15 protein-coding genes are annotated in these 24969 nt (G+C 69.7%); 3 read left to right on the plus strand and 12 right to left on the minus strand.

The annotated features are described in order from the left end of the window. Positions 1 to 27 precede the first annotated feature (27 nt). Positions 28 to 606: a Clp protease N-terminal domain-containing protein gene (locus tag ABZU91_RS04355; protein WP_355234782.1), complete on the minus strand. Its 579-nt coding sequence runs from the start codon at positions 604 to 606 to the stop codon at positions 28 to 30. Continuing rightward, positions 606 to 842 (minus strand): HTH domain-containing protein, encoded by a 237-nt coding sequence (locus ABZU91_RS04360; RefSeq protein ID WP_278151289.1) that lies wholly within the window; start codon positions 840 to 842, stop codon positions 606 to 608. The genes ABZU91_RS04355 and ABZU91_RS04360 overlap by 1 nt, the downstream gene beginning before the upstream one ends. A 193-nt stretch (positions 843 to 1035) precedes the next feature. Here ABZU91_RS04360 and ABZU91_RS04365 point away from each other — a divergent pair, with 193 nt between their 5' ends. The 3 genes from ABZU91_RS04365 to ABZU91_RS04375 are packed head-to-tail and all read left to right on the plus strand — an operon-like array spanning position 1036 to position 5183. Continuing rightward, the gene (locus ABZU91_RS04365; RefSeq protein WP_355233800.1) at positions 1036 to 1896 is read left to right on the plus strand and encodes a universal stress protein; all 861 of its coding nucleotides are present in this window, start codon (positions 1036 to 1038) and stop codon (positions 1894 to 1896) included. A gap of 36 nt (positions 1897 to 1932) precedes the next feature. Next, positions 1933 to 4326 carry a phosphoketolase family protein gene (locus ABZU91_RS04370; protein WP_355233802.1) on the plus strand — a complete coding sequence of 798 codons (2394 nt, stop codon included), beginning with the start codon at positions 1933 to 1935 and terminating at the stop codon, positions 4324 to 4326. Between the two features lie 11 nt (positions 4327 to 4337). Then, positions 4338 to 5183 (plus strand): universal stress protein, encoded by an 846-nt coding sequence (locus tag ABZU91_RS04375; RefSeq protein WP_355233804.1) that lies wholly within the window; start codon positions 4338 to 4340, stop codon positions 5181 to 5183. Between the two features lie 371 nt (positions 5184 to 5554). Here the strand turns inward: ABZU91_RS04375 and ABZU91_RS04380 are convergent, their stop codons facing one another. The 10 genes from ABZU91_RS04380 to ABZU91_RS04425 form a co-directional block, all read right to left on the minus strand. After that, positions 5555 to 5815: a MafI family immunity protein gene (locus tag ABZU91_RS04380; RefSeq protein WP_355233806.1), complete on the minus strand. Its 261-nt coding sequence runs from the start codon at positions 5813 to 5815 to the stop codon at positions 5555 to 5557. 9 nt (positions 5816 to 5824) lie between these two features. Next, positions 5825 to 12655, minus strand: a complete 6831-nt coding sequence (locus ABZU91_RS04385) for a polymorphic toxin-type HINT domain-containing protein (RefSeq protein ID WP_355233808.1) — start codon at positions 12653 to 12655, stop codon at positions 5825 to 5827. 149 nt (positions 12656 to 12804) lie between these two features. After that, the gene (locus tag ABZU91_RS04390) at positions 12805 to 16515 is read right to left on the minus strand and encodes a LamG domain-containing protein (RefSeq protein WP_355233810.1); all 3711 of its coding nucleotides are present in this window, start codon (positions 16513 to 16515) and stop codon (positions 12805 to 12807) included. A gap of 184 nt (positions 16516 to 16699) precedes the next feature. Beyond that, positions 16700 to 17350 carry an ATP-dependent endonuclease gene (locus ABZU91_RS04395; protein ID WP_355233812.1) on the minus strand — a complete coding sequence of 217 codons (651 nt, stop codon included), beginning with the start codon at positions 17348 to 17350 and terminating at the stop codon, positions 16700 to 16702. A 112-nt stretch (positions 17351 to 17462) separates the two neighbouring features. After that, positions 17463 to 18434 (minus strand): acetylxylan esterase, encoded by a 972-nt coding sequence (locus ABZU91_RS04400; RefSeq protein WP_355233814.1) that lies wholly within the window; start codon positions 18432 to 18434, stop codon positions 17463 to 17465. Between the two features lie 43 nt (positions 18435 to 18477). Continuing rightward, positions 18478 to 19623: a galactonate dehydratase gene (dgoD, locus tag ABZU91_RS04405; protein WP_355233816.1), complete on the minus strand. Its 1146-nt coding sequence runs from the start codon at positions 19621 to 19623 to the stop codon at positions 18478 to 18480. Then, the gene (locus tag ABZU91_RS04410) at positions 19620 to 20948 is read right to left on the minus strand and encodes an enolase C-terminal domain-like protein (protein WP_355233818.1); all 1329 of its coding nucleotides are present in this window, start codon (positions 20946 to 20948) and stop codon (positions 19620 to 19622) included. The genes dgoD and ABZU91_RS04410 overlap by 4 nt, the downstream gene beginning before the upstream one ends. Continuing rightward, entirely contained in the window at positions 20941 to 23163 is a 2223-nt protein-coding gene (locus ABZU91_RS04415) for an FAD-dependent oxidoreductase (protein WP_355233820.1), read from the minus strand. Before ABZU91_RS04415 ends, ABZU91_RS04410 begins: the two co-directional genes overlap by 8 nt. A 21-nt stretch (positions 23164 to 23184) precedes the next feature. Continuing rightward, entirely contained in the window at positions 23185 to 24024 is an 840-nt protein-coding gene (locus ABZU91_RS04420; protein WP_355233822.1) for a carbohydrate ABC transporter permease, read from the minus strand. Then, complete coding sequence (locus tag ABZU91_RS04425) at positions 24021 to 24968, minus strand: sugar ABC transporter permease (protein WP_355233824.1); 948 nt, start codon at positions 24966 to 24968, stop codon at positions 24021 to 24023. The genes ABZU91_RS04420 and ABZU91_RS04425 overlap by 4 nt, the downstream gene beginning before the upstream one ends. Position 24969: the final 1 nt, after the last annotated feature.

Raw genomic sequence — 24969 nt, forward strand, 5'->3', positions numbered from 1 at the left:
AGACAGGTTTCAACGCGTACGCGACAGTCACGCCGCCGTCCGCAGCGCGGTCTCCACCCGGCGACGCAGATCGTCGAGGTCGACCCCTGCCTCGGTGAGCACCAGCGCGCCCAGCCCCTGACCCTCGCGCAGCACCCCGAGCAGGATGTGCTCGGTGCCGATGTGCTTGTGGCGCAGCCGTATCGCCTCGCGCAGCGACAGCTCCAGGGCCTTCTTCGACCGGGGCGAGAACGGCCCGCCCAGGTAGCGGCGACGCCCCCAGCGGCGACGCGGCGCGGGTACCGCCTCGCGCAGCGCGTCGGGGCCGAAGGACTGCTCGATGCGGGCCACGATCGCGGCCAGGTCGATGCCGATCTCGCGCAGCGCGGCCGCGTCCGCGTCGCCGAGGCCGGCACCCCCGCCCGTGGTGTGCCGGCGGACCCGGTCGCGCAGGTCGTCGGCGCGTACCCCGGCGTCGGCCAGCACGCGGCCGGCGAGGCCGTCCTCGTCGCTGAGCAGGGCGAGCAGCAGGTGTTCGGTGCCGATCGGCCGCCGGCCCTCGGCCCGCGCCTCCTCCAGCGCCCGCCGGACCACGTCACGTGCCCGGTCGGTGAACCGTTCGAACATCACGCCTCCCAGGATGTGTTGACCGCCGGTCGCCCGGCGTGCTTCTTGTGCACGGCCTGCCGGCTGACCTCGAGCGCGTCGGCGATCTCCTGCCAGGACCAGCCCTGTCGACGGGCGTTGTCCACCTGCACCACCTCAAGTCGCTCGAGCAGCCGGCGCAGCGCGCGGACGGCACGCAGCCCGACCCGAGGGTCGGTGCTGCCGGCTGCCGCCGCGAGTTCCGTCGCCTGACTCATGTCGTCAACATACGTTGACAACGCCACTGCTGTCAACATTTGTTGACAGAACGCCTCGGGTCCGCGTACTCCACGAGGGTTGGACCCTTCGGCGGCCCGGACCGATCCGGCCCGCGCACCGCGACCACGCGACTACCCTCGGTAAAGGAACAGCGCGGTCGTGCCGGGCGCGACGCCCGGGAGGTGGTATCGGATGGCGGCATCGGCCGGCGCGGAGGTGCTGGTGGGCCTCGGCTCGGACGGCGACCTCCCGGTCGTCGAGCAGGCCGCCCAGGAGGCCGCCGGTCACGGTCGGCCCCTGCACCTGGTGCACACCTTCGACTGGCAGGCGGCCTTCGCGGCGGAGAGCGTCGCCGCGCCCCGCGACGCGGCCGAGAGTCTGATCACCCGTGCGGCCCAGCTCGCCCACCAGGTCGAACCGGGTCTGACCGTGCGCGCCGAGATCGTCGAGAGCGCCATGCTGCCCACCCTCATCCGCCGATCCGAGACGGCCTTCCTGCTGGCGGTCGGCGACAGCGGAATGGCCGGCAGTGGTCAGTGCGTCCCGGCGGAGACGCCCGCCGTGCAGTTGGCCGCGCGGGCCAACTGCCCGCTTCTGGTGGTCCGCCGCGAACCGCCGCCGCAGGGCCCGGTCCTGGCCGGGGTGGACGGCTCGCCCAGCTCCCACCTCGCCCTACGGTGGGCTGTGGAGTGTGCCGCCAAACGCGAAGCGCGCCTCGTGGCCCTGCGGGTGGTGGAGAGCGACGAGGACACCGACGCGGTCGCCGAGCAGCTCGGCGAGGCGCTGGCCCGCCACGTCGACCGGAACACCGGGGTGCCCACCGAGTGCCGGGTCGTGCGCGGCGACCCCGCCCAGGTCCTCATCGACACCTCACGGTCGGCCCAGGTGGCACTGGTCGCCGCCCGCGGCGACGAACCGGGACGCGCCATGCTCGGCGCGGTCGCCCAGTCCCTGCTCTACCACTCCCCCGCCCCGGTGGTCGTCGTACGCGGTCTCGCCGAGGTGCCGCTCACCGGGCCCGCCGCCCGCCCGACCCGGGACCGACGACCCTGACCGGACACCCACCCCCTACCCGCGAGAGGCAGCATCATGGACACCGCTCTCGACGTGCAGCGCGCACTCACCGACGACGAGCTGCGCCGGCTGGACGCCTACTGGCGCGCCGCGAACTACCTCACCGTCGGGCAGATCTACCTGCTGGACAATCCCCTGCTGCGCGAGCCGCTGACCCCCGACGACATCAAGCCTCGGCTGCTCGGGCACTGGGGCACCAGTCCCGGGCTCAACCTGATCTACGCCCACCTCAACCGGGTGATCGTCGCCCGCGACCTGAACGCCATGCTGGTCACCGGTCCCGGGCACGGCGGCCCGGCGATCGTGGCCAACACGTGGCTGGAGGGCACCTGGTCGGAGCGCTACCACGACGTCGCACGCGACGAGGCCGGGATGTCCCGGCTGTTCCGGCAGTTCTCGTTCCCCGGCGGCATCCCCAGCCACGTCGCGGCGGACGTGCCGGGTTCGATCCACGAGGGCGGCGAGCTGGGGTACGCCCTGAGCCACGCCTACGGCGCCGCGTTCGACCACCCGGATCTCGTGGTCGCCTGCGTGGTGGGCGACGGTGAGGCGGAGACCGGCCCGCTGGCCGGCAGTTGGCTCTCCACCGTCTTCCTCAACCCGGCGCGCGACGGTGCGGTGCTGCCCATCCTGCACCTCAACGGCTACAAGATCGCCAACCCGACCGTGCTGGCCCGGATACCCGAGGCGGACCTGCTCGACCTCATGCGGGGCTCCGGTTACGAGCCGTACGTGGTGGCCGGCGACGACCCGGGCGTGGTGCACCGCATCCTCGCGGCCACCCTGGACCGGGCGCTGGACGACATCGCCGCGATCCAGCGCAGGGCCCGCTCCGGCGGAGTCGTCGAGCGTCCCCGCTGGCCGATGATCATCTTGCGGACGCCGAAGGGCTGGACGGGCCCGCGTGAGGTCGACGGCACCGAGGTCGAGGGCACCTACCGCGCCCACCAGGTGCCCCTGTCCGGCGTACGCGACAACCCCGCGCACCTCGCCGAACTGGAGCGCTGGCTGCGCAGCTACCGACCGGAGGAGCTGTTCGACGCCACCGGCGCGCCGGTCGACGAACTGCGGACGCTGCCGCCGCGCGGCGACCGGCGGATGAGCGCAAATCCGGTCACCAACGGCGGAGTGGTGCTGCGCGACCTGGCCCTGCCCGACTTCCGCGACTACGGCGTGGACGTCCCCGAGCCGGGTCAGCCGATGGCCGGCGCGACAGGGGTGCTCGGGCCGTGGATCCGCGACGTGATCGCCGCCAACCCGCAGACGTTCCGGCTGTTCGGCCCGGACGAGGTCGCGTCCAACCGGTTGGGCGCCGCCTTCGAGGTGACCGACCGCGCCTGGATGGCCGCCACGGTCCCCGGCGACGACCACCTCTCCCCCGACGGCCGGGTCATGGAGGTGCTGTCCGAGCATCTGTGCCAGGGCTGGCTGGAGGGTTACCTGCTGACCGGCCGGCACGGCGTCTTCACGAGCTACGAGGCGTTCATCCACATCGTCGACTCGATGCTCAACCAGCACGCCAAGTGGCTCAAGGTGACCAGAGCCATTCCCTGGCGACAGCCGATCGCGTCGCTGAACTACCTGCTGTCCAGCCACGTCTGGCGGCAGGACCACAACGGCTTCTCCCACCAGGACCCCGGCTTCATCGACCACGTGGTCAACAAGAAGGCCGAGGTGGTACGCGTCTACCTGCCGCCGGACGCCAACACCCTGCTGGCAACCATGGACCACTGCCTGCGCAGCCGGCACTACATCAACGTCGTGGTCGCCGGGAAGCAGCCAGCGCCGAACTGGCTCACCGTCGACGAGGCGATCCAGCACACCCGCCGAGGCCTCGGCATCTGGGAGTGGGCCAGCAACGACGACGAGAGCGAGCCCGACGTCGTCCTCGCCTGCTGCGGCGACGTACCCACCCTGGAGACCCTGGCCGCCGCCGACCTGCTGCGCGAACACCTGCCGGAGCTCAGGGTGCGGCTGGTCAACGTCGTCGACCTGATGCGCCTGCAACCCGACACCGAACACCCGCACGGCCTGCCCGACAACGAGTTCGACACCATCTTCACCGCGGACCGACCGGTCATCTTCGCCTACCACGGCTACCCGTGGCTGATCCACCGCCTGACCTACCGCCGCTCGAACCACGACAACCTGCACGTACGCGGCTACAAGGAGGAGGGCACCACCACCACACCGTTCGACATGGTGATGCTCAACGACCTGGACCGGTTCCACCTGGTCATCGACGTCATCGACCGGGTGCCCGGGCTCGGCGCACGCGCCGCGCACCTGCGCCAGCGGATGGTCGACGCCCGGCAGGCGGCCCGCGACTACACCCGCCGGTTCGGCGAGGACGACCCGCAGGTCGCCGAGTGGCGGTGGGTCCGCGAGACCGACCTGACCAACCCCTGAAGGAGGACGACGTGCGGGACGCGGAGACCCTGGTCGGCTACGACGGCTCGACCGACGCGTCGGTGGCCCTGGACTGGGCGCTCGACGAGGCCGAGCACAGCGGCCAGCCGGTGCGGCTGGCGTACATCTTCGAATGGCTGACCGTGGCCAGTTGGGTCGGCCCAGGCGTGGCGCCCGGCATCTGGCCGGACGACACCGCCCGCCGTCAGGCCGACGACCTGGTCCGCAAGGCCGCCGCGGACGCAGCCGCCGCGCATCCCGACCTGACGGTCACCGGCCAGGTGTACGACGGGCCGCCCGCCCTGGTGTTGCAGGAACGCTCGGCCGAGGCGGGAATGCTGGTGCTCGGCAGCCGGGGCCACGGCGGGTTCGGCGGGCTGCTGGCCGGATCGACGGCGGTGGCGGTCGCCGCGCACGCGCACTGTCCCGTCGTGATCGTCCGCGACGGCACGGCCCACGGCCCGGCCGACCCGGTGACGGTCGGCGTGGACGGTTCGGAGCCGTCACTGGTGGCGCTCGGGTTCGCCGCCGAACGGGCCGCCCAGCGACGGGTACCGCTGCGGGTGCTGCACGCCTGGACGCCCGGCCCGAATGGGGCAGCCGGAAAAGCCGACGAGCGGGCGGCCGTCGAGGAGGCGGTGGAGCCGTGGCGGCGGACGTTCCCCGAACTGGACCTCACGGTCGACCTCGTCGGGGGCGGCTCGGCGGCGACGCTGATCGAGGCGAGCCGGTCCGCCCAGTTGGTGGTGGTCGGCAGCCGGGGCCGGGGTGGGTTGGCCGGGATGCTGCTCGGCTCGGTCAGCCAGCAGGTCATCCAGCACGCCGGCTGCCCGGTCGCCGTGGTCCGGGAACGCTGACAGCCTCCGCCGCCGGCCGAGCCGACCGGCCCGCGCGTCGGGACCTGTGGTCCGTGTGCGCGGCCCGCCGACGCTCACGATGGGGCGACGACACCCGGTGCGGCAGCGCCGGGACGGCCAAGGTGACCAAGACGGGAAGGCAGAGTCTGCAGCGCGCACCGGGTGCTGGAGTGCGACCCGGCCTACCGCGCCGAACGGGAAAGGTGGCTGCGTCACGCGTCTGCGCCCGGTGAGCAGCGGCGAGCGATTTTGTAATGACCGGTCGGGTGGGCTCTCTGATCTCGATAGCCCACCCGACATCCACGCCATCCGCAACCGCGTCCGCCCCCGAAATGCGCGACACGGGTGGGCAAATGATGCCCTGAAACGCCTCAATCCTCTACGAGCTCGTCCAGCTTCCTGATCGAATCCGGAGTTCCCATTTCTTCGGCGGCTGACACGAGGCGGTCATAGTAGCGAGCGGTAATCGTGAGATCGTCCTCATAGATCCACGAGCACATGGTATCGAACGCCAGTTCCTCCTCACCTACGCTCATCAGATGACGAACGTCGGCGATGACCTCAGCCGAAGTCAGCGGGGACTCCTCAAGCAGATCTGAAATGAGAGCACGCAGGTGTTGATACCCCTCCACATTTCCTCCTCATCGAGGGAAGGCAGTGAGGACCTTACCGGTTAGCGGCTCAAAGCGAACTTCAATGACCACTCCCCGCACCTCTCCGACAATCTCCTGAACGGCTGGGTCACCCTTCCTCGTTCGAAGGGTCTTCTCAGCATAGTGGGCAGAGCCAGTCTTCCAACTACGCGCACTTCTCGGATCAGTGAGTACATCCGCCACAGCGTCCAAGACGTCATCATGACTCCACGCCTCGGGAAAGACCGTCTTTCCGGGCTTCCCCGGAAAGGCATGTCCGTCGAGGATGTGCTGCGCATCGTCTCCAAGAAGGTCACGGCCAACACCACAGTTATGGACGAGGACGGGTGTGACACCAGCTACCACATAGTACGTGTGGATGTCGGCAACCGTGAGGTCATGCATCGCCTCGAGGCCGGCGTATGACCGGACGGCCTGGACCGTGATGGCCGTGCCGTCGAGCGCCCGTAGCCCCTCGCCGACCCGCACGTCGGCCGCGTCGATCCAGTCCTTGCGGTCCTCGCTCCAGAACGGGTGGTGCTGAGTGGTCTTGATGACCGTCGCCTCGGCGCCGTCAGCCTTGACCGTCAGGTCCGTCAGGTCCGCGTCCTCGTTGCGATGCGTACGGGTGACCTCACGTGCCTCTGTCTTTCCGGTCTCCGGGTCGGTGGCGAGGACCATGTCACCCTCGCGCAACTCCTCGATGGCCTTGTAGCCGCCCGAGGCCAGCACCACCTTCGTCCCGGGAGCGAAACTGTGCCGCTTCGTCAGGCAACTCTCGGCTGCCTTGAGGACGTCGTCGGCCCACTTCGTTTCGTTGCTCCACTTCAACACGGCCTTGAAGGCCCGGGTGATCGTGCTGGCCATGGGCTTGGCCTTGCGCAGGAACTGGAGCGCCTTGCCCACGGGCAGCATCCCGGCGAGCGTCCAGGCACAGGCCATCAGGTCGCCGTGGATGCAGTCCAGGATGTCGTTGATGCCGAAGAAGTCGAGCAGGAGCTTTCCGCCGGCCTCGATGATGATCGAGATGGCGTTCTGCTTCTTGACCTCCTTGGCCCGCTTGACCTCCTCGTCGGTGGGGCCGCCGTTCTTGCCGCCGCCCTTGCCGCCCTTGCTACCGCCGCCGTTGCCACCGCCGGCCTCGTGTGCCGCGCGGGCTTCGGCCCAGTCGTCGTCGCCGCAGCTACCACCGCAACCGTCGTTGTCGCCCTTGACCTCGACGTAGTTGCCGTACATGTCCTCGTAGTCGGCGCCCGGACCGCAGGCGTCGTCCGAGCACGCGCGCAGGCCGCTCGGGTCGGAGAACGTGATCGGGTTGTTGTTGCTGTAGGCGTACGCGTTCCACTGCTGCGGGTCGGCCAGGTCCTGCACCGGGTCGACCGAGATGAACCGTCCCAGAGCGGTGTCGTACTGCCGGGCCCCGACATTGGTCAGGCCTGTCGGGTCCTTGTCGCCTCCGACGAAGCCCTTGCTGTTCGTCCACTGCGGCTGGGTGCCACGAGGATCGCCATACGGCGTCTGGCGTCGGATGGTGACGGCCTGGGACGCCGCGTTGATGCCGGTCTGCTGGGTGCCCTGGTGGTCGGAGTAGAGCCAGGTCAAGGCGCTCGGCGTACGGTTGGCGACCATCTGGCCGGCGAAGCTGTAGTAGCGGGTGCCGGTGACGACGGAGTTGTTGTCGCGCCGGATCTCCTGGCCCGGCAGGTAGAGCGTGCTCCCGGTGGAGTCGCGACGGATCAGACGCGTGCCGTCGGCGTCGTAGATGTTGGTCTCGACGGTCTGCCCACCAGCGCTCACCGAGGCGAGCTTGCCCTCGGTGTTCCACTTGAGCGTCTGGGAGCTTGTCCCGTTGGCGCAGTTGTTCGCGGTGGCGGCGACCGGCCGGCAGGTCATGTTGCCGACGTTGTCGTAGGCGTACTGGGTGGTGACGGCGGCCTGACCGGGCGCCTCGGTCAGGACCGAGGTGACCGCGTGCGGCCGTACGGCGGTCTTGCCGCTGGCCGGTGACGTGTACGTGCGGGTGGTGTCCCCCGCCGCCGTGTGCACCTTCTCGGTGCTGCGGTTGCCGACGGCGTCGACGGTCCACTCGTGCCAGTACGGAGCGGGCCCGCCCAGGTTGGCCACGCTCGGGCTCGTCGTGCACTCGACACCCGCCTTGGGCGTCCACGCGTTCGTCATCCTGCGCAGGTCGTCGTAGCGGAAGCACTGGGTGTCCGCCGAGCCGACCTGCGGGGTGTCCTTGATCTGGAGGATGTTGCCGGAAGCGTCGTGTTGGTAGTTGGTGTCCACCACCGTGCCGGCGGCGGTCTCCGGCTTGACCGTCATCCGGTCGACGCGCCGGGTGGTGAGGTCGTAGTAGGTGTTGTCCTCGACGTACACACCGCCGTCGGTCTTGCGGGTGGTCAGTGTCGGCTCGCCGTACTGGGTGTACTGCTGACCGATCACGTAGCGGCCCACGTTGATCAGATTGGTGGTGAGTTCCTTCGGCAGGCCGGTCGTCGAGTCGTACGTCGTCTGCACCTTCTCGGTGGTCAGACCCCCGCCTTCGGGATAGGTGACCGCCGTCGGACTGCCGTCGTAGGGCGAGTACTCGTAGCCGTAGGTCCAGGTGCCGGCGAGCTTGTCCGCCTCGTTGGTGGGGATGACGTAGTTGGTGCCGGTGGGCTGGTAGCGGTCACTGAAGCCGCGCACCTGCCACTTGTAGGCGTTCGAGGAGCCGGCCGACTCGTAACGGATGCTCTGGGTGAGCTGACCGCGTACCACCTGACCGGTGTAGAGCTGGTCGTACTTCCACTCGGCCAGCTTGTTCGCGGCGCTGACGCTGCCGGCGTAGAGGCCCTTGCGCCGCCCCAACGTGTCGTACTCGTTGACGAGCACGCCGTTGGCGTCGGTGACCGTCTCCACCTGGTCGTACTGGGTGAAGGTGGTCGTGGTGGTGCCCTTGTCCGGGTCCTTCGCGCTCGTCTGGCGGCCCTTGACGTCGTACGTGTTGACCCACTCGTTGGCGGCGGTGTCCTTGACGAGGGTGAGCTGCCCCTTGCGGTTGTAGGTGTAGGTCGTCACGTGGTCCGGCGTGACCTGGGTCCGGTCGGTCTGCTGCCGCAGCTCGACGGCCCGGCCCTGGACATCGGTCTTGGTGGTGGTGACGGTGCCGCCCGTCGGCGGGGTCACCTTCGTGGCGTCACCCAGGTAGTCGGTTCTGGTACGCCACTTCTCGACCAGGTTGGTGACCCCGTCGGTGCCGAAGAAGACCTGGTCGGTGACGCGGGACGCGTTGTCGTAGATGGCCTTCGACAGCGCCGGCACCGACCACTCGGGCTCCCACCAGAGCGCGCCGTCGGGCGTGCCCGGCTCGGCGTGAGCCTGGTAGCTGGTCACGGCCCGACCGGTCGCGTCGTAGAGGGTGTCGGCGACCACCCGGCCACCGCCCACCCCGGCGGCCTGCGTCTGGCGGGGCCGCAGGAAGGCGTCCTTGATCTCGTACGACGTCAGGTACCCGCCGCCGGCGTTGAGGACCCGGCTCTTGGTGTACGGATAGGCGTCCCGGTTGGGCGCGTAGTAGTACGTGTACTCGACCGACGGGCTGTTCGGGTAGGTGGCCTGCGGCCAGCCCACCTTCCAGCCCTTGGCGAGCCGGCCCATCGCGTCGTACACCATGTCGGACTGCTTGCCGTTGTAGTCCTTCGTGCGGATCGGCTGGCCCCAGTAGGGGCGTACCTCGATGGTGGTCTCCCAGTCGACGGTGCCGCCGTTCGGATCCGGCGTCCTGGTGGTCACCGTCGTGACGGGCCCACCGGTCGCGGGGGTGTACGCCGTGGTGACCGTGCGGCCACGCGCGTCGGTGGCGGTCTTCGGACGGCCGTACCCGTCGAAGGTGGCCTGGCTGATGGTCTGCCAGACGGTGCCGCCCGCGGCGGACCAGTCCTTGAGCCTGTCGATCCGGGTGACCTCGCCCCGGGTCGGCGCGGCGTCGACGTCCGTCGCGCCGTCGTAGAACTTGCGCTCGTCCGCCACGATGTCGTCCTGGCTGGTCGGCGCGGTGGCGCACGGCACGGCCTTGACGGTGATCTGCTTGACCGTCTCGATCAGGTTCGCGCCGGTGTTGCGGTTGTAGAGGTAGGTCGAGCAGCTCTCGTCACCGGTCTTGGCGACATCGCCGTCGGACTGGACCGACTTCGTGCTGCCGTAGTCCTCGTCCAAGTCCTTCACCGTCCGTGCGGTCCGCCAACCGGACGCGCCGTTGACCCCCAACGCCACCGCCTCGTAGGTGACCCGGGTGTTCGTGAAGTGGGCGGAGACCACGTCGCTGTTGATGGTGCGGGTCGCGAGCGCCTTCGATCGCCACGGCACGTTGACCGTCTTGCTGACCGGCTTGGTCGTGACGCCGTTGTAGACCACCTGTTCGCGGACCATCCCCGCGAACTGGTCCTCGTCGTACACCGTCTCGCTGCCGAGCGAGGCGTCGACGGTGACGGTGCGGGTGCCGCCGGACGGCGCCGCCCGGTCACCGTGCATGCCGCGCAGGAACGTCGTCAGCGTCAGCGTCTGGGCCGGCGCGTCACCCTTGCGGACCTCGACCTGGCCGAAGCCGCGGAACTGGTTCCAGGTCTTGCGCTTGGGCTGCACCAGCCCGTTGTCATCGGCGTAGTGCCAGGCGGGACTGCCCAGGTACTTGTAGTAGGTGTTCTGCACCGGCTGACCGTGGTCGGTGCCACCGGCCATCACCTTGATGTCGGACTCGGACACCTGCGTGACGACGTACTTGTGCCAGTACTCGGTGAGCTCCTTACCCGGTTCGTACGGGTCCGGGCCGACCACCGGGTAGCAGAGGCGCGTGTTGGACGACGGCGACGACGGCAGACTGCTGCTCTTGCAGTCGGCCTGGCTGTACGTGACCTGGATCTGCCCGCCGGTCTCGGTGAAGATGTTGCCGATCCGCATCCGGTTGTTGCTGGTGTTGTTCTTGCTCAACACCCGGTTCGGCTTCGACACCGGCTCGAAGGTCACCGGCGGCATGACGACGGTGTCCCCGACCAGGCCCCGGTGCACCAGCGAGGTCAGCCACATGCCCGCGTGGTCGCTGCCGTCGCCGACCGCCGGGTAGGAGTGGACCAGGGTCCATGAGTCCACCGGCTGCCAGTCGGCAGTGCTCTTGGTGGTGTCCCAGACGCGAGTGGTGACCGTCGAGAGTCGCTTCGTCGTCCAGAACGTCGGACCGTAGTTCTCCTTGCAGTTCGCCGCGGCCGCCGTGCACTCCTGGTCCCAGGGAACGTCCTTCCAGTTGCCCCGGTTGGAGCAGTCGGTCACGCAGCGGTCCGCCACGTCGAGGACGACCTGGGCCAGGGGCTTGACCGAGCGGTCGGTGGAACTGCGGTCCCAGGTGCCGTAGTCGATCCGCCGCAGCGCACCGCCGCGGACGTAGGACGCCTTGTTGGTGGAGGTGGCGAGCTTGGCGTAGTAGTTGGATTCCTTCTCGTACCAGTAGGACAGCGTGTTGCCGCGCGGATCGACGACGTAGTCGAGGTTCCACCGCCAGGTCTGGTCACAGAACGACGAGGCGAACGAGGAGCCGTTGCACGGCTCCTTCGTGTGGTTGCCCGCGACCGGAACGGTCCAGGCGGATTCGGTGGTGCCGCTCTGACCGGGCAGCGTGTTGCGGCCGAAGAAGTACTGCGTGCCATCGGGCGTGGTCGCCTTCCAGTACTCACCGTCGTCGTCGCCGTTGGCGGTGCCGGTCAACTTCTCGATCTTGGTGCCGTCCTCGTTGCGGCTGTGCCAGCCCTTGCCGGCCTCGAAGATCAGTTCGCCGCCCCGGCCGTTCAGCGACATCGTCGCGTTGTCCGAGCGCCAGCACTGGTCCCCGGTGCGGTTGGAGCTGTTGTTACCGCCGCTCATGTCGTCGGCGCACGCCACGTAGCTGCGCTCGATGTAGCCGGACCAGAGGCTGAAGCCCTCACCGGCCCACGACGGCTGACTGTTCGACGCGTCCGACTGGCCGTCGACCGCGTCCGAGGTGTAGGAGAGGCCGAGGCTGGGTGCCGGGCCGCCGATGGCCGGCGGCATCCGCATCGGGTACGACCAGGCGAAGCCGCCAGTCGACGTACCCGCTGACCAGGTGGCGCTCGGCGACATCGGGGTCGCGGAGAAGTCGCCCTCCGGACCCGAGCTGCCGGCGGCAAGCGCGACGAGCGTCCCGCCCTGCCCGGCGGTACGCGCCGCCGCGCCGTCGGCGGCCACCGGCACCTCGGCGGTCACCGAGCTGCCGTCGTTCTTCGAGATCAGGGGCTTGGCCGCGCACTCGGCCCGCTGCGGGTCGCGCAGTCCGCACTCGGGGACCTGCCACAGTCGCAGCCGAGATGCCCAGTCACCGCCGACGGCGTCCCGGAACCCGCGGTAGTCCACCGAGACGGTGGCCGCGCCGGGCTGAGCCGGTGTCGTCGACCGCGCGGCGGACTGACCGGCGTCCTCGACTCGCAGCATCAGTCCGTCGCGCCACCGAGCCGGCACCGCCGCCCGGTCGAGCAGCTCGACGGAGACCGCCGAGGTTCGGGCACCTGCCGTGCCGGTCGCCCGCTGGACCGACACCGGCAGCCCACCAGCCCGCACCGGCGAGGACGAGGAGCGGCGCTGACCGGCCGCGTCGTCCGTCGGCAGGGTCACCGTCGCCTCGCCCGGGCCGGGCCACACGGGCGCGGCGGGCTTGGCGTTCGGTACGGCCTTCATCGCCCGGGCACGACCGACCGCCGGACCGCCGTCCTTGTCGAGCTTCTCCCGCTGACCGGTCTGGGGCTTGGAGCTGAGCGGCGCGGCCTGCGCGGGAACCGACAGTCCTGTGATCACCAAGGCGGTGCTGAGGAGCCCTGCCACCAGCGCCTTGCCGGAGTTATAGGCTTTATGAGGGGATTTGCGGACCGTTTTCGGGTAGGGGGTCACCATGCCTCCACAGACGAGGGTTGACGAACGGGATGTGGTCAGGGGCTGCGGAGCGGTCAGTCCTCGGGTGCTTCCACCGGCTCGGGTGACTCCGCGTCGAAGAGCGTCTTGACCGCCACGTCGGTCAGCGCTCCCTGGTAAAGGCCGAGCTTGTCGATGTCGCCCTGCCAGAGGTCCACCCACCGTGCTGCTCCGCCCACCGGGCTGAACCGGCCGGCACCGACGACGAGCGGACCTGTCGCGTCGAAGGCACCGGTGAAGGTGCCACTGCCGTAGCCCTTGATGCCCTCCTGCTTACCGTTCACATAGAGCCGGACCTCGCGCCGGGTGACGTCGTAGACGGCGACAAGATGGGTCCAGCGGGCCCGGTCGTCCTCCGCCAGGACCGCCGACGTCATCGGAACCTCCACGGTCTGACCCGAGATGACGTCGTCGTCGACACCGAAGACGCTGACACACCAACGGGACTCGACAGTGCTGCCCACGGTGAAGGTGCGCTGACCGAGGAAGAAGGCCGACTGTTGGGTGCCGACCTGGCTGACGGCGGTCATGGTGCCGGTCGCCTCCACGTCGGGTCGCACCCAGACCGACACCGAGAAGGACTGGTCCGTACGCAGCACGCGACCGTCCTGCCACACCGGGTTCTGCGGCTCGGCGAGATTGTCCTGTGAGCGCCCGTACTCCGTCGTGTACTGGGCCGGATCGTCGATGCCCTTACGGTCCAACGTCAGGAACCGGTCGTCGGAGAGGGAGCCGAAGTCGGCCCCCGCCGTCAGCGCGAGACGTCGACCGAACTGGCCGTCCTCCGGCGCGCTGCACAGCGTGGGGTCGGTGGACTCCACGTAGCACGCGATGCCGTTGCCGAAGCCCCAGTCACCCACTCGAACGGCTGACAGCATGCCCGGCTCGTCGACACCCCCGGAGTTCGGGTCCTCGGCGAGCTGACCGGTGAAGTCGTGCTCGACCAGGACGCGGTCGTACACCTGGACGTCGGCCAGGTTGCCCTTGAGGAAGTTGCCCGGCCCGCCGAAGGCCCATCCCCGGCCGAGGCTGAACGCGCCGTTGGCGGCCCACGCCGTCGCGGTCCGATCGGTCTCGGCGGTGAACTTGCCGTTGACGTAGAGCCGAACCTTCCCCGCGGTCTTGTCGTAGACACCGGCGATGTGGGTCCACCTGCCGACGTCCGCTGTCGTCAGGGCGGTGCCGACCGCTGCCCGGGTCGTGCTGCTCTGCACGTCGGTGTCCTTCATGAGGAACGACCAGCGCGATGTCGCCGGGGAGCCCTCCAACCGGGTACCCAACACGAAGCCGGCCGTGCCGGCGCCGGCCTGCGCGGCGACCGCCATGTCCGTCGTGGTGGGCAGCGCCGCCAGGCGCACCCAACCCGCGACGCTGAACGACTTCGTGGTGTCCACCACCGGTCCGGCCGTGGCGAGGCTGGACGAGGTGCCGTTGAACGAGGCTGTCTCGCCACGGATCAGGCGCAGATCCCCGGTCCAGGAAACGCTTCCCGAGGACAGCGGGGTCCTGCCGGAGGGGGGTGACTGCTGCGTGTCGTCCAGAGCCTGCGCGGCCGTGACCCCGGGGTACGTCTCCAGACCCCAGCGGGCCCTCGCCGGCGCCGGCCTGAGCGCCGTGAACTCCTGTGAACCGCGGCCGATGTTGCCGGCGCCGTCGGTCGCCGAGACGAAGAGTGTGTTCAGTCCGAACTTGGGAATCACGAGCGACACGGCCGCCTGCTTCACGTTGACCGTGACGTTCGACGGATCGGTCCACGTACCGCTGGTCGCCGCGATCTCGGTGACGGCCGGGTCGACCCAGCCGTACCGGAACTTCGTCACCGTGGTGTCGGTGGACCTGATCGTGAAGGTCGCCGTGCTGCCCGGCATCCCCGTTCCGGAGGTCAGCGTCGCGGTCACCGGCGGCACCTTGGTGTCGGCGATGAACTTGCACCAGTCCGACCAGACACTGGTCCGGCTGTACGGGGCGGGGTCCGTCGCCTTGGCGCGGAACGCGTACGTCACTCCCTCGCTGGCCGTCACCGCGGCAGTCGTCGAGCGGCCTCCGGCCGGAACCGATGCCCCGGCGGGCGCCGACCGGCGCGGGGTCGACGCGTCGATCACCCCGTTGGTGGGCACCTGGACCCACTCGTACCCGGTCGTCAGCGCCTGCGTGCCGTCCGCGTCCGGAAAGATCGCGGAGAACGTCGGCTTCAGCGTCCCGATGACCAGCGTCGTGCTGGCCGAGCAGGCCACACCGGCCGCCTGCAGGTTGTTCGGCTTACCGGGGATGGCATCGAAGTCGACCACCAGCTTGGCGTTGCCGGGGAAGAACTTCTTGTACCGGTCGGTGGTGGACTCCCCCGAGCCGTCGGTGGCGCTGCACGCACAGAAACCGAACGTGATGTTGGTGGCGTTGCTCGTCGCGGAGGACTGGATCACGCTGGTCACCGCGGACCCCTGGAAGTTGACGGTCATGTCCGGCTGCGGCGAGTCCGAACAGCCTGAGCCCTCGTTGGCGTGTGAGCTGGCCGAGGACTTCAGGCCGATCAGCTTCGGCGCCCAGTTCGTCCGGGGGGTCGAGGCGATGACACCCGAGTGGTACAGGTAGGTCGGCGTGTTGCCGCACGACCAGGAATGGTCCAGCTTCATCTGCACGTACGCCGACTCGATGTGCTTGCCGCGCACGGTGGTCAACGGAAAGTCGAAGTAGGACCGGTACAGTTTTCCCGAATCCGGGTCACGGCCCACCCGGGCCACCGAGGTGTCCGTGTTGTTGCTGTTGTTGTTTGTCGAGTACGCCCACCGCGACTTGCCCGTGGACCAGGCCGGATCGATGTAGACCGGGAAGGTGGCGCCGGCCGGTGCGAGCAGCGCGACGTCCGGCCGGAGCACCAGGTCACCGTCGGCGACCTCGACGCCGACCGGCGCGATACGCGCTCGGTCACCCGGCGCCGCCGACGACGACGGCTCGGACGAGCCGCCCGAGGCCGTAGCCGATCGCTGACCCGACGGTACGACATCGGCGCGGGAGTCCCACATGACGGCGGTGTCGGCGGCGGCGAGGAGCTCGTCGCCGGCGAGCGCCGACAGGCGACCGTTCGGCCCCCGAACCACGCGCGCATCGCCGCCCAGGTCGAAGCGGAGTTCGCGCAGACGGGGGTTCGCCGCCGCCTCCGGCGTCTTGACCACCAGGACGTGGGTGAACCCGGTCCGCGTGGCCCGCAGCACCAGGTCCGTGCCCGGCAGCACGTCGGCGTAGGTGGCGGCGTCACCGGACACCGCCGGTTGGGGCAGACCGCCCGGCCAGGACAGGGAGAACGACCGGCCGTTGCGGGACAGGACCACCGCGGCGGCATCGCCGCCGGCGGAGAACCGTACGTCCGCGACCGACGACGTCGGCCGCCAACCATCCGCCGCTCGCCCGAGCGCCAGGTCGACGGTCGCCCAGGAGCCGTCAGCTCGCTTGACCCGCTGCGGCTGAACGGCCATCTCCGCCGTGAAACCGCCGGACGGGTTGGCGAACACCTGCGTCAGTTCGGTACGGGCGGATGCGACCTCCACCCGCTCGCCCGAGCGACGGGCGGCGGCGGACGCGGACTCGGGATCGGCGGCCTCGGAGGCACCCGTCGCCGGCTTCGGCACGGGTGCCGGCGTGGCCTGCGCGGGCACGGCGACCGAGGTGCCGAGCAGCGCGACGGCGCAACCGACTGTGAGAAGGGAACGTTTCTTGAGGAACGCAGGCAGCATCCAGCGGCCAGTGGTCATCACCATTACCCCCGTACTGATGAGAACTAGTCGGCCGAACTGTAGGGGTGGGTGACAGGTTTGTCTATGTCCACTACGGAGCGCGATAACAAATGGGACGGCGGCCCTCAATGATCGCCGCCGCGGCACCCGCTGTGACTGGTGAGCGCACTGTTCACCGTGCCCTCACCAGCGACGCGACGGGTCAGTCGGCGAGTATCCGGTCCAGCGGTCGGGGCACGGCGTCCGGGTCGAGCGCCCGCACGAGCGCCTCGGCGTAGCGGGCCTTGCGACCACTCATCGTGCCCAGGAAACGACGCAGTTGCCGCTCGGTCGAGCGTTCACGTTGGGCGGGCTGGTTCTGGAAGACCCGCAGCCGGGCCAGGTCCCCCTGATCCGCGATGACCCGCAGCACGCCGTCACTGCCGAGCGCGCGGATCAACTCCTCCTCCAGGTCGGCCACGCACACACCGAAGCCGAGCGCCTCCAGCGCCGGCCGGTCCGGAGCGGTGCCGAGGCCGGCCTGCTCCAGTCCACGGCGGAAGAAACTCTCCTCGGCCTCGTCGCACAGCCCGCGTACCGGAACGGCGAGGCCCTGCGGTCCGAACAGCCGCAGGTACCGACCGACGCTCATCGCACCGCCCAGCGGCACCACGCAGACACCTTCGCCGGCAAGATCGCGCTGCCGTCGTTCCGCCAGGGCCTCGACCGCGCGCTGGTCGCTGACCCCCTCGACGAGGACGACCGTCCGCAGACCGGCCGCCGACCCCCGGGCCTCGGCGGCGGCCGTCGCCGCGGCGGGACCGCCGGCCGCCCACAGGTGTACGGCGGCTCGGAAGCGGTCCAGCTCGCGCACGGGACCGAGTCTCGCAACGGGTGGTCCGCCCCGCCACTGGATTCTCGACGGCGGGCCGGCGTCGAATGACCCGGGCACCCCGGCGGTCACCGCCGGGTCGCCTGTGCCCCGCTCACCCGCTGAGCGGCTTGGCGGCGAACCTCAGCTTCTCGATCTCGTGGAAAGCCTGGCCCCCTTCGTGGCCGTTGAACGGGTAGACGCGGATCTCCTTCGGTCCCGCGTAGTGGTTGTACGAGGCGAACACGGTCGAGGGCGGGCAGGCCTGGTCCATCAGCCCGACGGAGTACAGCGCCGAGGCGCTGGCCCGCTTGGCGTGGTTGACCGTGTCGAAGTACGAGAGCGTCCGCATCACCTGGTCCCGTTCGTCCCGGCGGACCTTGAGATAGGCGGCGATCTCGGCGTACGGCGAGGCGTCGGTGATGGTCAACGCACGGGAAAAGTCGGCGAGGAACGGGACGTCGGGCATGGCGGCCACCAGACCTGACGCGAGGCCGGCCACGGCGGTGGCGATTCCCCCGCCCTGGCTGGTCCCGGTGACGGCCACTCTGCTCGGGTCCACCTCGGACAGCTTCCGTACGGCGTCGATGGCGCGGACCCCGTCGGTGAAGACCCGGCGGTAGTAGTAGGTTTCCGGACTGGCGATGCCTCGGGTGGTGAAGCCCGCGATCGCGGGGTCACCGGTGGGGTCGGGATCGGGTGTGTCCCCCCTGGGGCCCTTCGCGCCCTGACCTCGGGTGTCCATGATGAGGTGGGCGTATCCGGCCATGGCCCACAGAGGTCTCTCATGCGGCAGGCCGCGGCCTCCGCCGTATCCGACGTACTCCACCACGGCGGGCAGTGGACCGCTGCGGGTGACGGGCAGGTGCAGCCAGGCCTTGACCGGGTTGCCGTCGTAGCCGGCGAAGGTGACGTCAAGGGTGTCGATCAGTGCGAGGCCGTTGTCGACAGGCGTGACGGTCAGATTCAGATGATGGGCTCGCGCGTCCTGGAGTGTCGCGGTCCAGAAGCTGTCGAAGTCTTCCGGCTCCGCGACAGCGGGCCGATAGCTGCGCAGAAGGTCTTCGGGCAGGTCGAACAGTGCCATGGCATCTCCACGTTCGCGGGGTGGTCGGAGGTCGGATGGGTCGTCACCACTCGGTGAACGCGCCGTCCGGCCCGCGCCAGATGGGGGAACGGAACCGGTGGCCTCGTGCCGCCGCCTCGCGCACCGCGTTCTCGTCGACGTCGATGCCGAGGCCGGGCCCGCCGAGTCGCTCCACGTGCCCATCGCGCAACCGCAGGACGTCGGCGTCGACGAGATAGTTCAGGCCGTCCTGGCCGTTGTTGTAGTGGATGCCCAGGGCCTGTTCCTGGATGAGGAAGTTCGGTACGGCCAGGTCGATCTGCAGGCATGCGGCCAGGGCGATGGGGCCGAGCGGGCAGTGCGGGGCCAGGACGGAGTCGTACATCTCGGCGACCGCGGCGATGCGCCGGACCTCGGAGATGCCTCCGGCGTGCGATAGGTCGGGTTGGACGACGGCCACGCCGGCGTCCAGGACGTCCCGGAACTCGCGCCGCGTGTAGAGCCGCTCGCCGGTGGCGATCGGCAGTGCGGTCGCCGTGACGATCCGGGCGATGTCGCCGGAGTACTCCGGCCGCAGCGGTTCCTCGACGAACAGCGGCAGGTACGGCTCCAGCAGTGGCAGGAGGCGACGGCTGGCGGCGATCGAGGCCCGGCCGTGCAGGTCGATCGCCACGTCGTTGTCGGGGCCGATCGCGTCGCGGACCTTGGCCAGGAGATCGACGACGGATTTCACGCCCGCGGGGGTGTCCAGGAACGCCATCGCGCCCGGTGGTGCGATCTTGACGGCTGTGTATCCAGCGGCGATCGCCGTCGCCGCGGATTCGGCGACCTGTTCGGCGGTGTCGCCGTACGCCCAGCCGTACATCCGGACGCGGTCGCGCACCGGGCCGCCGAGCAGTTCGTGGACGGGCGCCCCCCGGACCTTTCCGGCGATGTCCCACAGCGCCTGGTCGATGCCGGCGACGGCGCTGGACAGCACCGGGCCGCCGCGGTAGAAGCCACCGCGGGTGAGGACCTGCCAGTGGTCCTCGATGCGCATCGGATCGCTGCCGATGAGCAGGTCGGACAACTCACCGATCGCGGCCCGGACGGTCTCGGCGCGGCCTTCCACGACCGGTTCGCCCCAGCCGACGACACCGTCATCGGTGGTGATCTTCAGAAAGAGCCAGCGGGGCGCCACGAGGAAGGTCTCGACACGGTCGATCTTCACGGGGCCACGATCCCGCCGTCGAGGTGCCGTACCTGGGCCGACCACCGTTCGTGGAGGTGCTCCACGGGCGGGTACTTGGCCGCCTCCGCCTCGTCGAGGTCGATGCCCCACCCGGGCGCGTCCGACGGATAGAGGAAGCCGTTGCGGGGTGCGAGCGTGCCCGGGAACACCTCGTGGACGGCCGGCGCGTACTCGTGGCCCTCCTGGACGACGAAGGCCGCGCTTGTCACGTCGAGCGCGACGTTCGCCGCCGCGCCGACCGGGGACACGTCGGCCGGCGCGTGCCAGGCGGTCCCCACACCGTGCAGTTCGCACAGGGCGACGAGCTTGCGCGCCGGGCTCAGGCCACCGATCGAGGAGATGTGCAGACGCAGCAGATCGACACCGCCACCCGTCACGAGCCGGGCCGCGTCGGCCACCGACGCCACCTGTTCCCCGACGGCGATGGGCATGGGTGCGGCCGCGCGGACCTCGCCGAGCCGGTCGTAGAACTCCGGGGCGATGGGATCCTCCAGGAAGAACAAGCGGTACTCCTCGAGCTGGCGGACCAGTCCGACAGCCTGCTTGACGGTCAGCCGGGAATGGACGTCGTGCATCAGGTGCGGCTCGGGCCCGAGGGCTGCGCGGGCCTGCGCGAACAGGTCCGGAGTGTCACGCAGGTAACGGTGCACGTCCCACCCGCCGGGGTGCGGTGTCCCGGTGTACTCGCCCGGCGTGGCCGGAGCGCCGTAGGTGCCCACCCCGGGACTGCCGACCTGCAGCCGGACGTGCCGGTAGCCCCGGGCGAGCAGGACGCGGGCCTGCTCCAGGGTGTCGTCGACGGTGGCCCCGCCGGCGTGCAGGTACGTGTCGGCCGCCGCTCGGACCCGCCCGCCGAGCAACTCGTAGACGGGCATGCCGGCCCGTTTGCCGGCGATGTCCCACAGCGCCTGGTCGACGCCGGACAGGGCGTTGTTGGTGACCGGGCCGCTGCGCCAGTACGACGAGAAATGGATCATCCGGAAGATGTCCTCGATGTCGGCCGGATGGCGACCGACGAGCAGCGGCGCGACATGACTGTCGACGGTGGCGGCGACGGCGTGGAACCGCTGGGTGAATGTCGCGCATCCGAGCCCGTACAGGCCGGGATCGGTGGTGTCGACCCGGACGACGACGAGCGGCACGCCCTCCGGGGCGGTGACGATCGACCGGACGCCGGTGATGCGCAGCCGGTCACGGCCGGGCCAGGGCGCCTGCGTCTCCGGCATGGGATTGAAGGGCACGAACGTGGTCTCCTGTTCGAGGATCGTTGCTTCGGTGGCCTGCGACGGCAGCCCGTCAGGCATAGGCCCGCACGGCGATCAGCTGGGCCGAGCCGGTGCCGTTGGTGGCGGTGACGACGACCCTGATCCGGTCGGTCACGATCGGGGCCGCGAGACCGTGCGTACGGCGTCGCTGCCGGTTGTCGACCACCGACACGAGCGGTTGCCAGCCGGCCCCGGCGACGCGGGCCTCGATCCGGTAGTCGCGCACGAGCGTCGGCAGGAGCGTGAACGGCATCCGGTGATGGGGCAGATTGATCAGGTCCTCGTTGACGTCGTCGTTGGCGATGATCTCGACCTGGCTCACCGTCACCGGCTCGGCCCAGGCCAACTGCAACCACGGCTCGCCGTCCGTGGCGAGGGGCCGCGACATCCACAGGTGCGGTCCGGCGAAGGGGCGCAGGTACCCGTCGACCACCTTGTCGGCGGAGTAGGCCGCCGTCGGACCGGTGCGTAGGCAGAAGGTCCGGCGGCGCAGGGCCCTGCTCTTCCACTCGAGCACCGGCTGCCGCTCCTTCGGGTCCGTCGCCGGCGGAACGTGGGACAGGGACAGGACGCCGGGGACTGTCGTGTCCGCGACGTGCAGGGTCACGGCGCGGTTGGCGCGTACCCGCAGGAAGGCGTTGCGCGCGGTGGGCGGCGTCCAGTCCAGCGGAAGACGGACCCACTGCCGGGCGCCCGCCCCGACCGGGACCTGCACGCTGTCGACAAGCGTGCCCGGTACGTAGTTCTGTCCGAGGCCGGGGTCGTGGAGGTCCACCACGAGCGTCGTGGCCTCGGCCGCGTCGACGAGGAGTTCCGGCCCCGCCAGGGCGGGATCGACCGGCAGCACGATGCCGGCGTCGGCGGTCAGCGGCCACTGGGCACCCGGTTCGGTCACGTCGATCCCGTCCAGCGTCGAGGACGCCGTCACCAGCGCCGTGCGGGCCTGATCGGTCGGGTCGGCCGCGGCCACGCCCATGAGCGACGCGTCGGAGCGCAACAGGGTCTGCTGGAGGTGACCCGCGTCGAGTTCACGTGGGGCCACCTTTGCGTCGAGACACAGGGCGGCGGCGGTCCCCGCCGCCTGGCCCAGCGTCGCGCAGGTGGCCATCACCCGGGTCGACCCGAACGCGATGTGGCTGGCCGAGACGTTGCGCCCGGCGAACAGCAGGTTCGTGGTGTTCACCGAGTACAGGCAGCGGTAGGGGATGGGGTAGACGCCGTCCGGGTGCAGGTGCTTGGAGGCGGCCTCCGTCGCGTACATGCCCTGCGGCGGATGCATGTCGATGGACCATCCGCCGAAGGCGACCTGGTCGGGAAACTCCGTCTGGCCCATGATGTCGTTCTGGGTCAACACGTAGTCGCCGATGAACCTGCGGTACTCCCGCTTGCCGGGAACGGCCCCGACCCATTCCAGCGTCATCGTGTCCGCGTCGAACCGGCCCGAGTTCTTGATGTGGTCCCAGATGCCGTAGGTGACCGACCAGAGTTCGTCCCGGATGACGTCGTTGTCGTGGACGGTGTCCAGCTCCCCGCCGTACTCGATCCACCAGTACGCGGTGCCGTTGTCGCCGGCCCGGATGAGGCGCTGCTGCGGGATGCTGGTCTGCGTGATGTCCTTGGCGAACGACGGCGCCACGTAGGTGACCGGCTCACCGGCGTCCTTGGTGTAGAAAAGCAGGGTGCTGCCGAGGGTGATGTCGTCGGCCTCGGCGGGCGCCCAGGGTTCGCCGTACTGGCCGCGGGCCTCCCGGCCGATGCGGTACTCGGCGCCGGCCAGGTGTCCGACCAGTCCGTCGCCCGTGCAGTCGAGGAAGATCGGCGACGAGAAGTGGATGAGCCGTTCCGAGCCCATCATCCATCCCGTGACGGTGTGGATCTGCCGCGCCTCGGGCGGCCCGTCCGCCTCGACGTCCCGGACGTCGGTGTTGAGATACAGGGAGATGTTCGGTTCCGCCCGTACGGCGTCGAGCACGACCGTGTCCCACACGTACGGGTTGCCCTGCGGGTTGCGGTACTGGTTCTCGACGAACAGCTCGCCCATGATCCCGCCTTCGCGGGCATAGTGGTTGTCGCCGTGGCTCGTGGCACCCACCACCCAGACCCGCACCTCGCTGCTGGAGTTGCCGCCCAGCACCGGCCGGTTGTTGATCAGCGCGACCGTCCGGCCGAGGCGGGCGGCGGCGATGGCGGCGCACACCCCCGCCAGACCACCGCCGACCACCGTGATGTCGTGTCCGGCGTGTTCAACACGCATTGTCGTGAGCCTCCGGCGGTGTCACTTGAGCCCGGTGCGGCTCAGTGCGGACAGGAACTGGCGCTGGAACACGAGGAACACGATGATCATCGGTACGACCGACGAGGTGGCCGCGGCCATGGACAGGCCACCGGCGAGGCCGCCGTCGCCGTCGACGAAACGGGTCAGGCCGACGGGAAGCGTGTAGTTCTCGTCGCTGGAGAGCATGATCAGCGGCGTCTCGTAGCTGTTCCACGACCACACGAAGCCGAGAATCGCCAGTGCGGCGAGGACCGGCTTGGCCATCGGGAGGTAGATACGCCAGTAGATCGACCACTCGCCGGCACCGTCGATGCGTGCGGCCTCGGCGAGTTCTCCGGGTACGGCGGAGAAGTGCTGACGCATCAGGAATGTGCCGAAGACGGTGAACATGCTCGGCAGGATCAGCGCCCACAGGGTGTCGTACAGGCCGACGGCCTGGAAGAACATGAACCGGGGCACGAGCAGCAACTGGGTCGGCACGATCGAGGTCGCGATGTAGAGCAGGAAGAGGCGGTCGCGACCCTTGAACCGCATGCGGGCGAAGGCGTACCCGGCGAGGGAGGACGTGAACAGCTCGCCGGCGACGGCAACGGTGGCCACGATCAGGGAGTTGCCGAAGTAGCGCAGCAGGGGTGGATCGCCGGCCCACACCTCGGCGTAGTTGACCCACCGGACCGGGTCGGGAATCCACGTCACCGGAAGCGTGAACACGTCGATGTTGCGTTTGAGCGAAGCCGAGATCATCCACAGCAGCGGGAGGGCGAAGAGCACCGCGATCGCCCACATGACGACGCTCAGCACCCAGGTGCGCAGGGTTCGGTCCGTACGGCTGCGGGTCATGTGTAGAGCCCCCGTCCCTTCTGGAACCGCCACAGCAGCAGCGTCAGCAGCAGTACCGCGGCGAACGTGACGACGCCTATCGCCGCGGCATAGCCGAACTTGTAGGCCTGGAATCCGGACTGGTACATGTAGTAGGCCAGCACGGTGGTGGACTCCCCCGGGCCGCCGCCGGTCAGGAAGGCGATCAACCCGAACCCCTGCGACGTGCCGATGAACGACGTGATCGCCAGGAAGACCGTGGTCGGCATGAGGCTCGGCCACGTGATCGCGCGGAACCGGCGCCATGCGCCAGCGCCGTCGATCATCGCCGCCTCGTGCAGGTCCTGGGGCAGTTCCTGCAGAGCGGCCAGGTAGATCACCGCTTGATAGCCCATGCCGGCCCACACCTGGATGAGCACGAGCGCCGGCAGAGCCCAGTCCTCGGACACCAGCCAGGTCGGCGGCTCGGACAGGCCCAGGAACCGCAGGGCCTGGTTGAGCAGCCCGGCGCTGGGGTTGAGCACGAGCAGCCAGACCATACCGATGGCGACCGTGTTGACCATGCTGGGTACGAAGAACACGACCCGCAGCGCGGCCCGGCCGACCAGCGGCCGGTTGAGGGCCAGCGCGAGCAGCAGGCCGAACGCGATCGACAGCGGAACGCCGAGGCCGGCGAAGAACACGGTGCGGCCCAGGGCTTTCCAGAACTTGGGGTCGGCGAACAGCTCCGCGAAGTTGTCCAGGCCCACCCACTCGATCCCGCCCAGGCCGGACAGCACGTTCCAGCGGGTGAACGCGATGCCCAGCCCGGCCAGCATCGGACCGAGGGTGAAGGCGATCAGTCCGACGAGATTGGGGCCGATGAACAGCCACGGCAACCAGGAACGGACCCCGGCGGGCCGGCGCTTCTTCTCCCGTACGACGGGCGGTACCGGTGACCGGGCCGACCCAACCAGAGTCTGCATG

The organism is Micromonospora sp. NPDC005174, assembly GCF_040608495.1.
In the GTDB taxonomy this organism is placed as follows: Bacteria; Actinomycetota; Actinomycetes; order Mycobacteriales; family Micromonosporaceae; genus Micromonospora.

Excerpts from the sequence above, each read along its gene's own strand:
- ABZU91_RS04355 (WP_355234782.1), bottom strand. The coding sequence starts at position 606 with ATGTTCGAACGGTTCACCGACCGGGCACGTGACGTGGTCCGGCGGGCG.
- ABZU91_RS04360 (WP_278151289.1), bottom strand. The coding sequence starts at position 842 with ATGAGTCAGGCGACGGAACTCGCGGCGGCAGCCGGCAGCACCGACCCT.
- ABZU91_RS04365 (WP_355233800.1), top strand. The coding sequence starts at position 1,036 with ATGGCGGCATCGGCCGGCGCGGAGGTGCTGGTGGGCCTCGGCTCGGAC.
- ABZU91_RS04370 (WP_355233802.1), top strand. The coding sequence starts at position 1,933 with ATGGACACCGCTCTCGACGTGCAGCGCGCACTCACCGACGACGAGCTG.
- ABZU91_RS04390 (WP_355233810.1), bottom strand. The coding sequence starts at position 16,515 with ATGACCACTGGCCGCTGGATGCTGCCTGCGTTCCTCAAGAAACGTTCC.
- ABZU91_RS04400 (WP_355233814.1), bottom strand. The coding sequence starts at position 18,434 with ATGGCACTGTTCGACCTGCCCGAAGACCTTCTGCGCAGCTATCGGCCC.
- ABZU91_RS04410 (WP_355233818.1), bottom strand. The coding sequence starts at position 20,948 with ATGCCTGACGGGCTGCCGTCGCAGGCCACCGAAGCAACGATCCTCGAA.
- ABZU91_RS04415 (WP_355233820.1), bottom strand. The coding sequence starts at position 23,163 with ATGCGTGTTGAACACGCCGGACACGACATCACGGTGGTCGGCGGTGGT.
- ABZU91_RS04420 (WP_355233822.1), bottom strand. The coding sequence starts at position 24,024 with ATGACCCGCAGCCGTACGGACCGAACCCTGCGCACCTGGGTGCTGAGC.
- ABZU91_RS04425 (WP_355233824.1), bottom strand. The coding sequence starts at position 24,968 with ATGCAGACTCTGGTTGGGTCGGCCCGGTCACCGGTACCGCCCGTCGTA.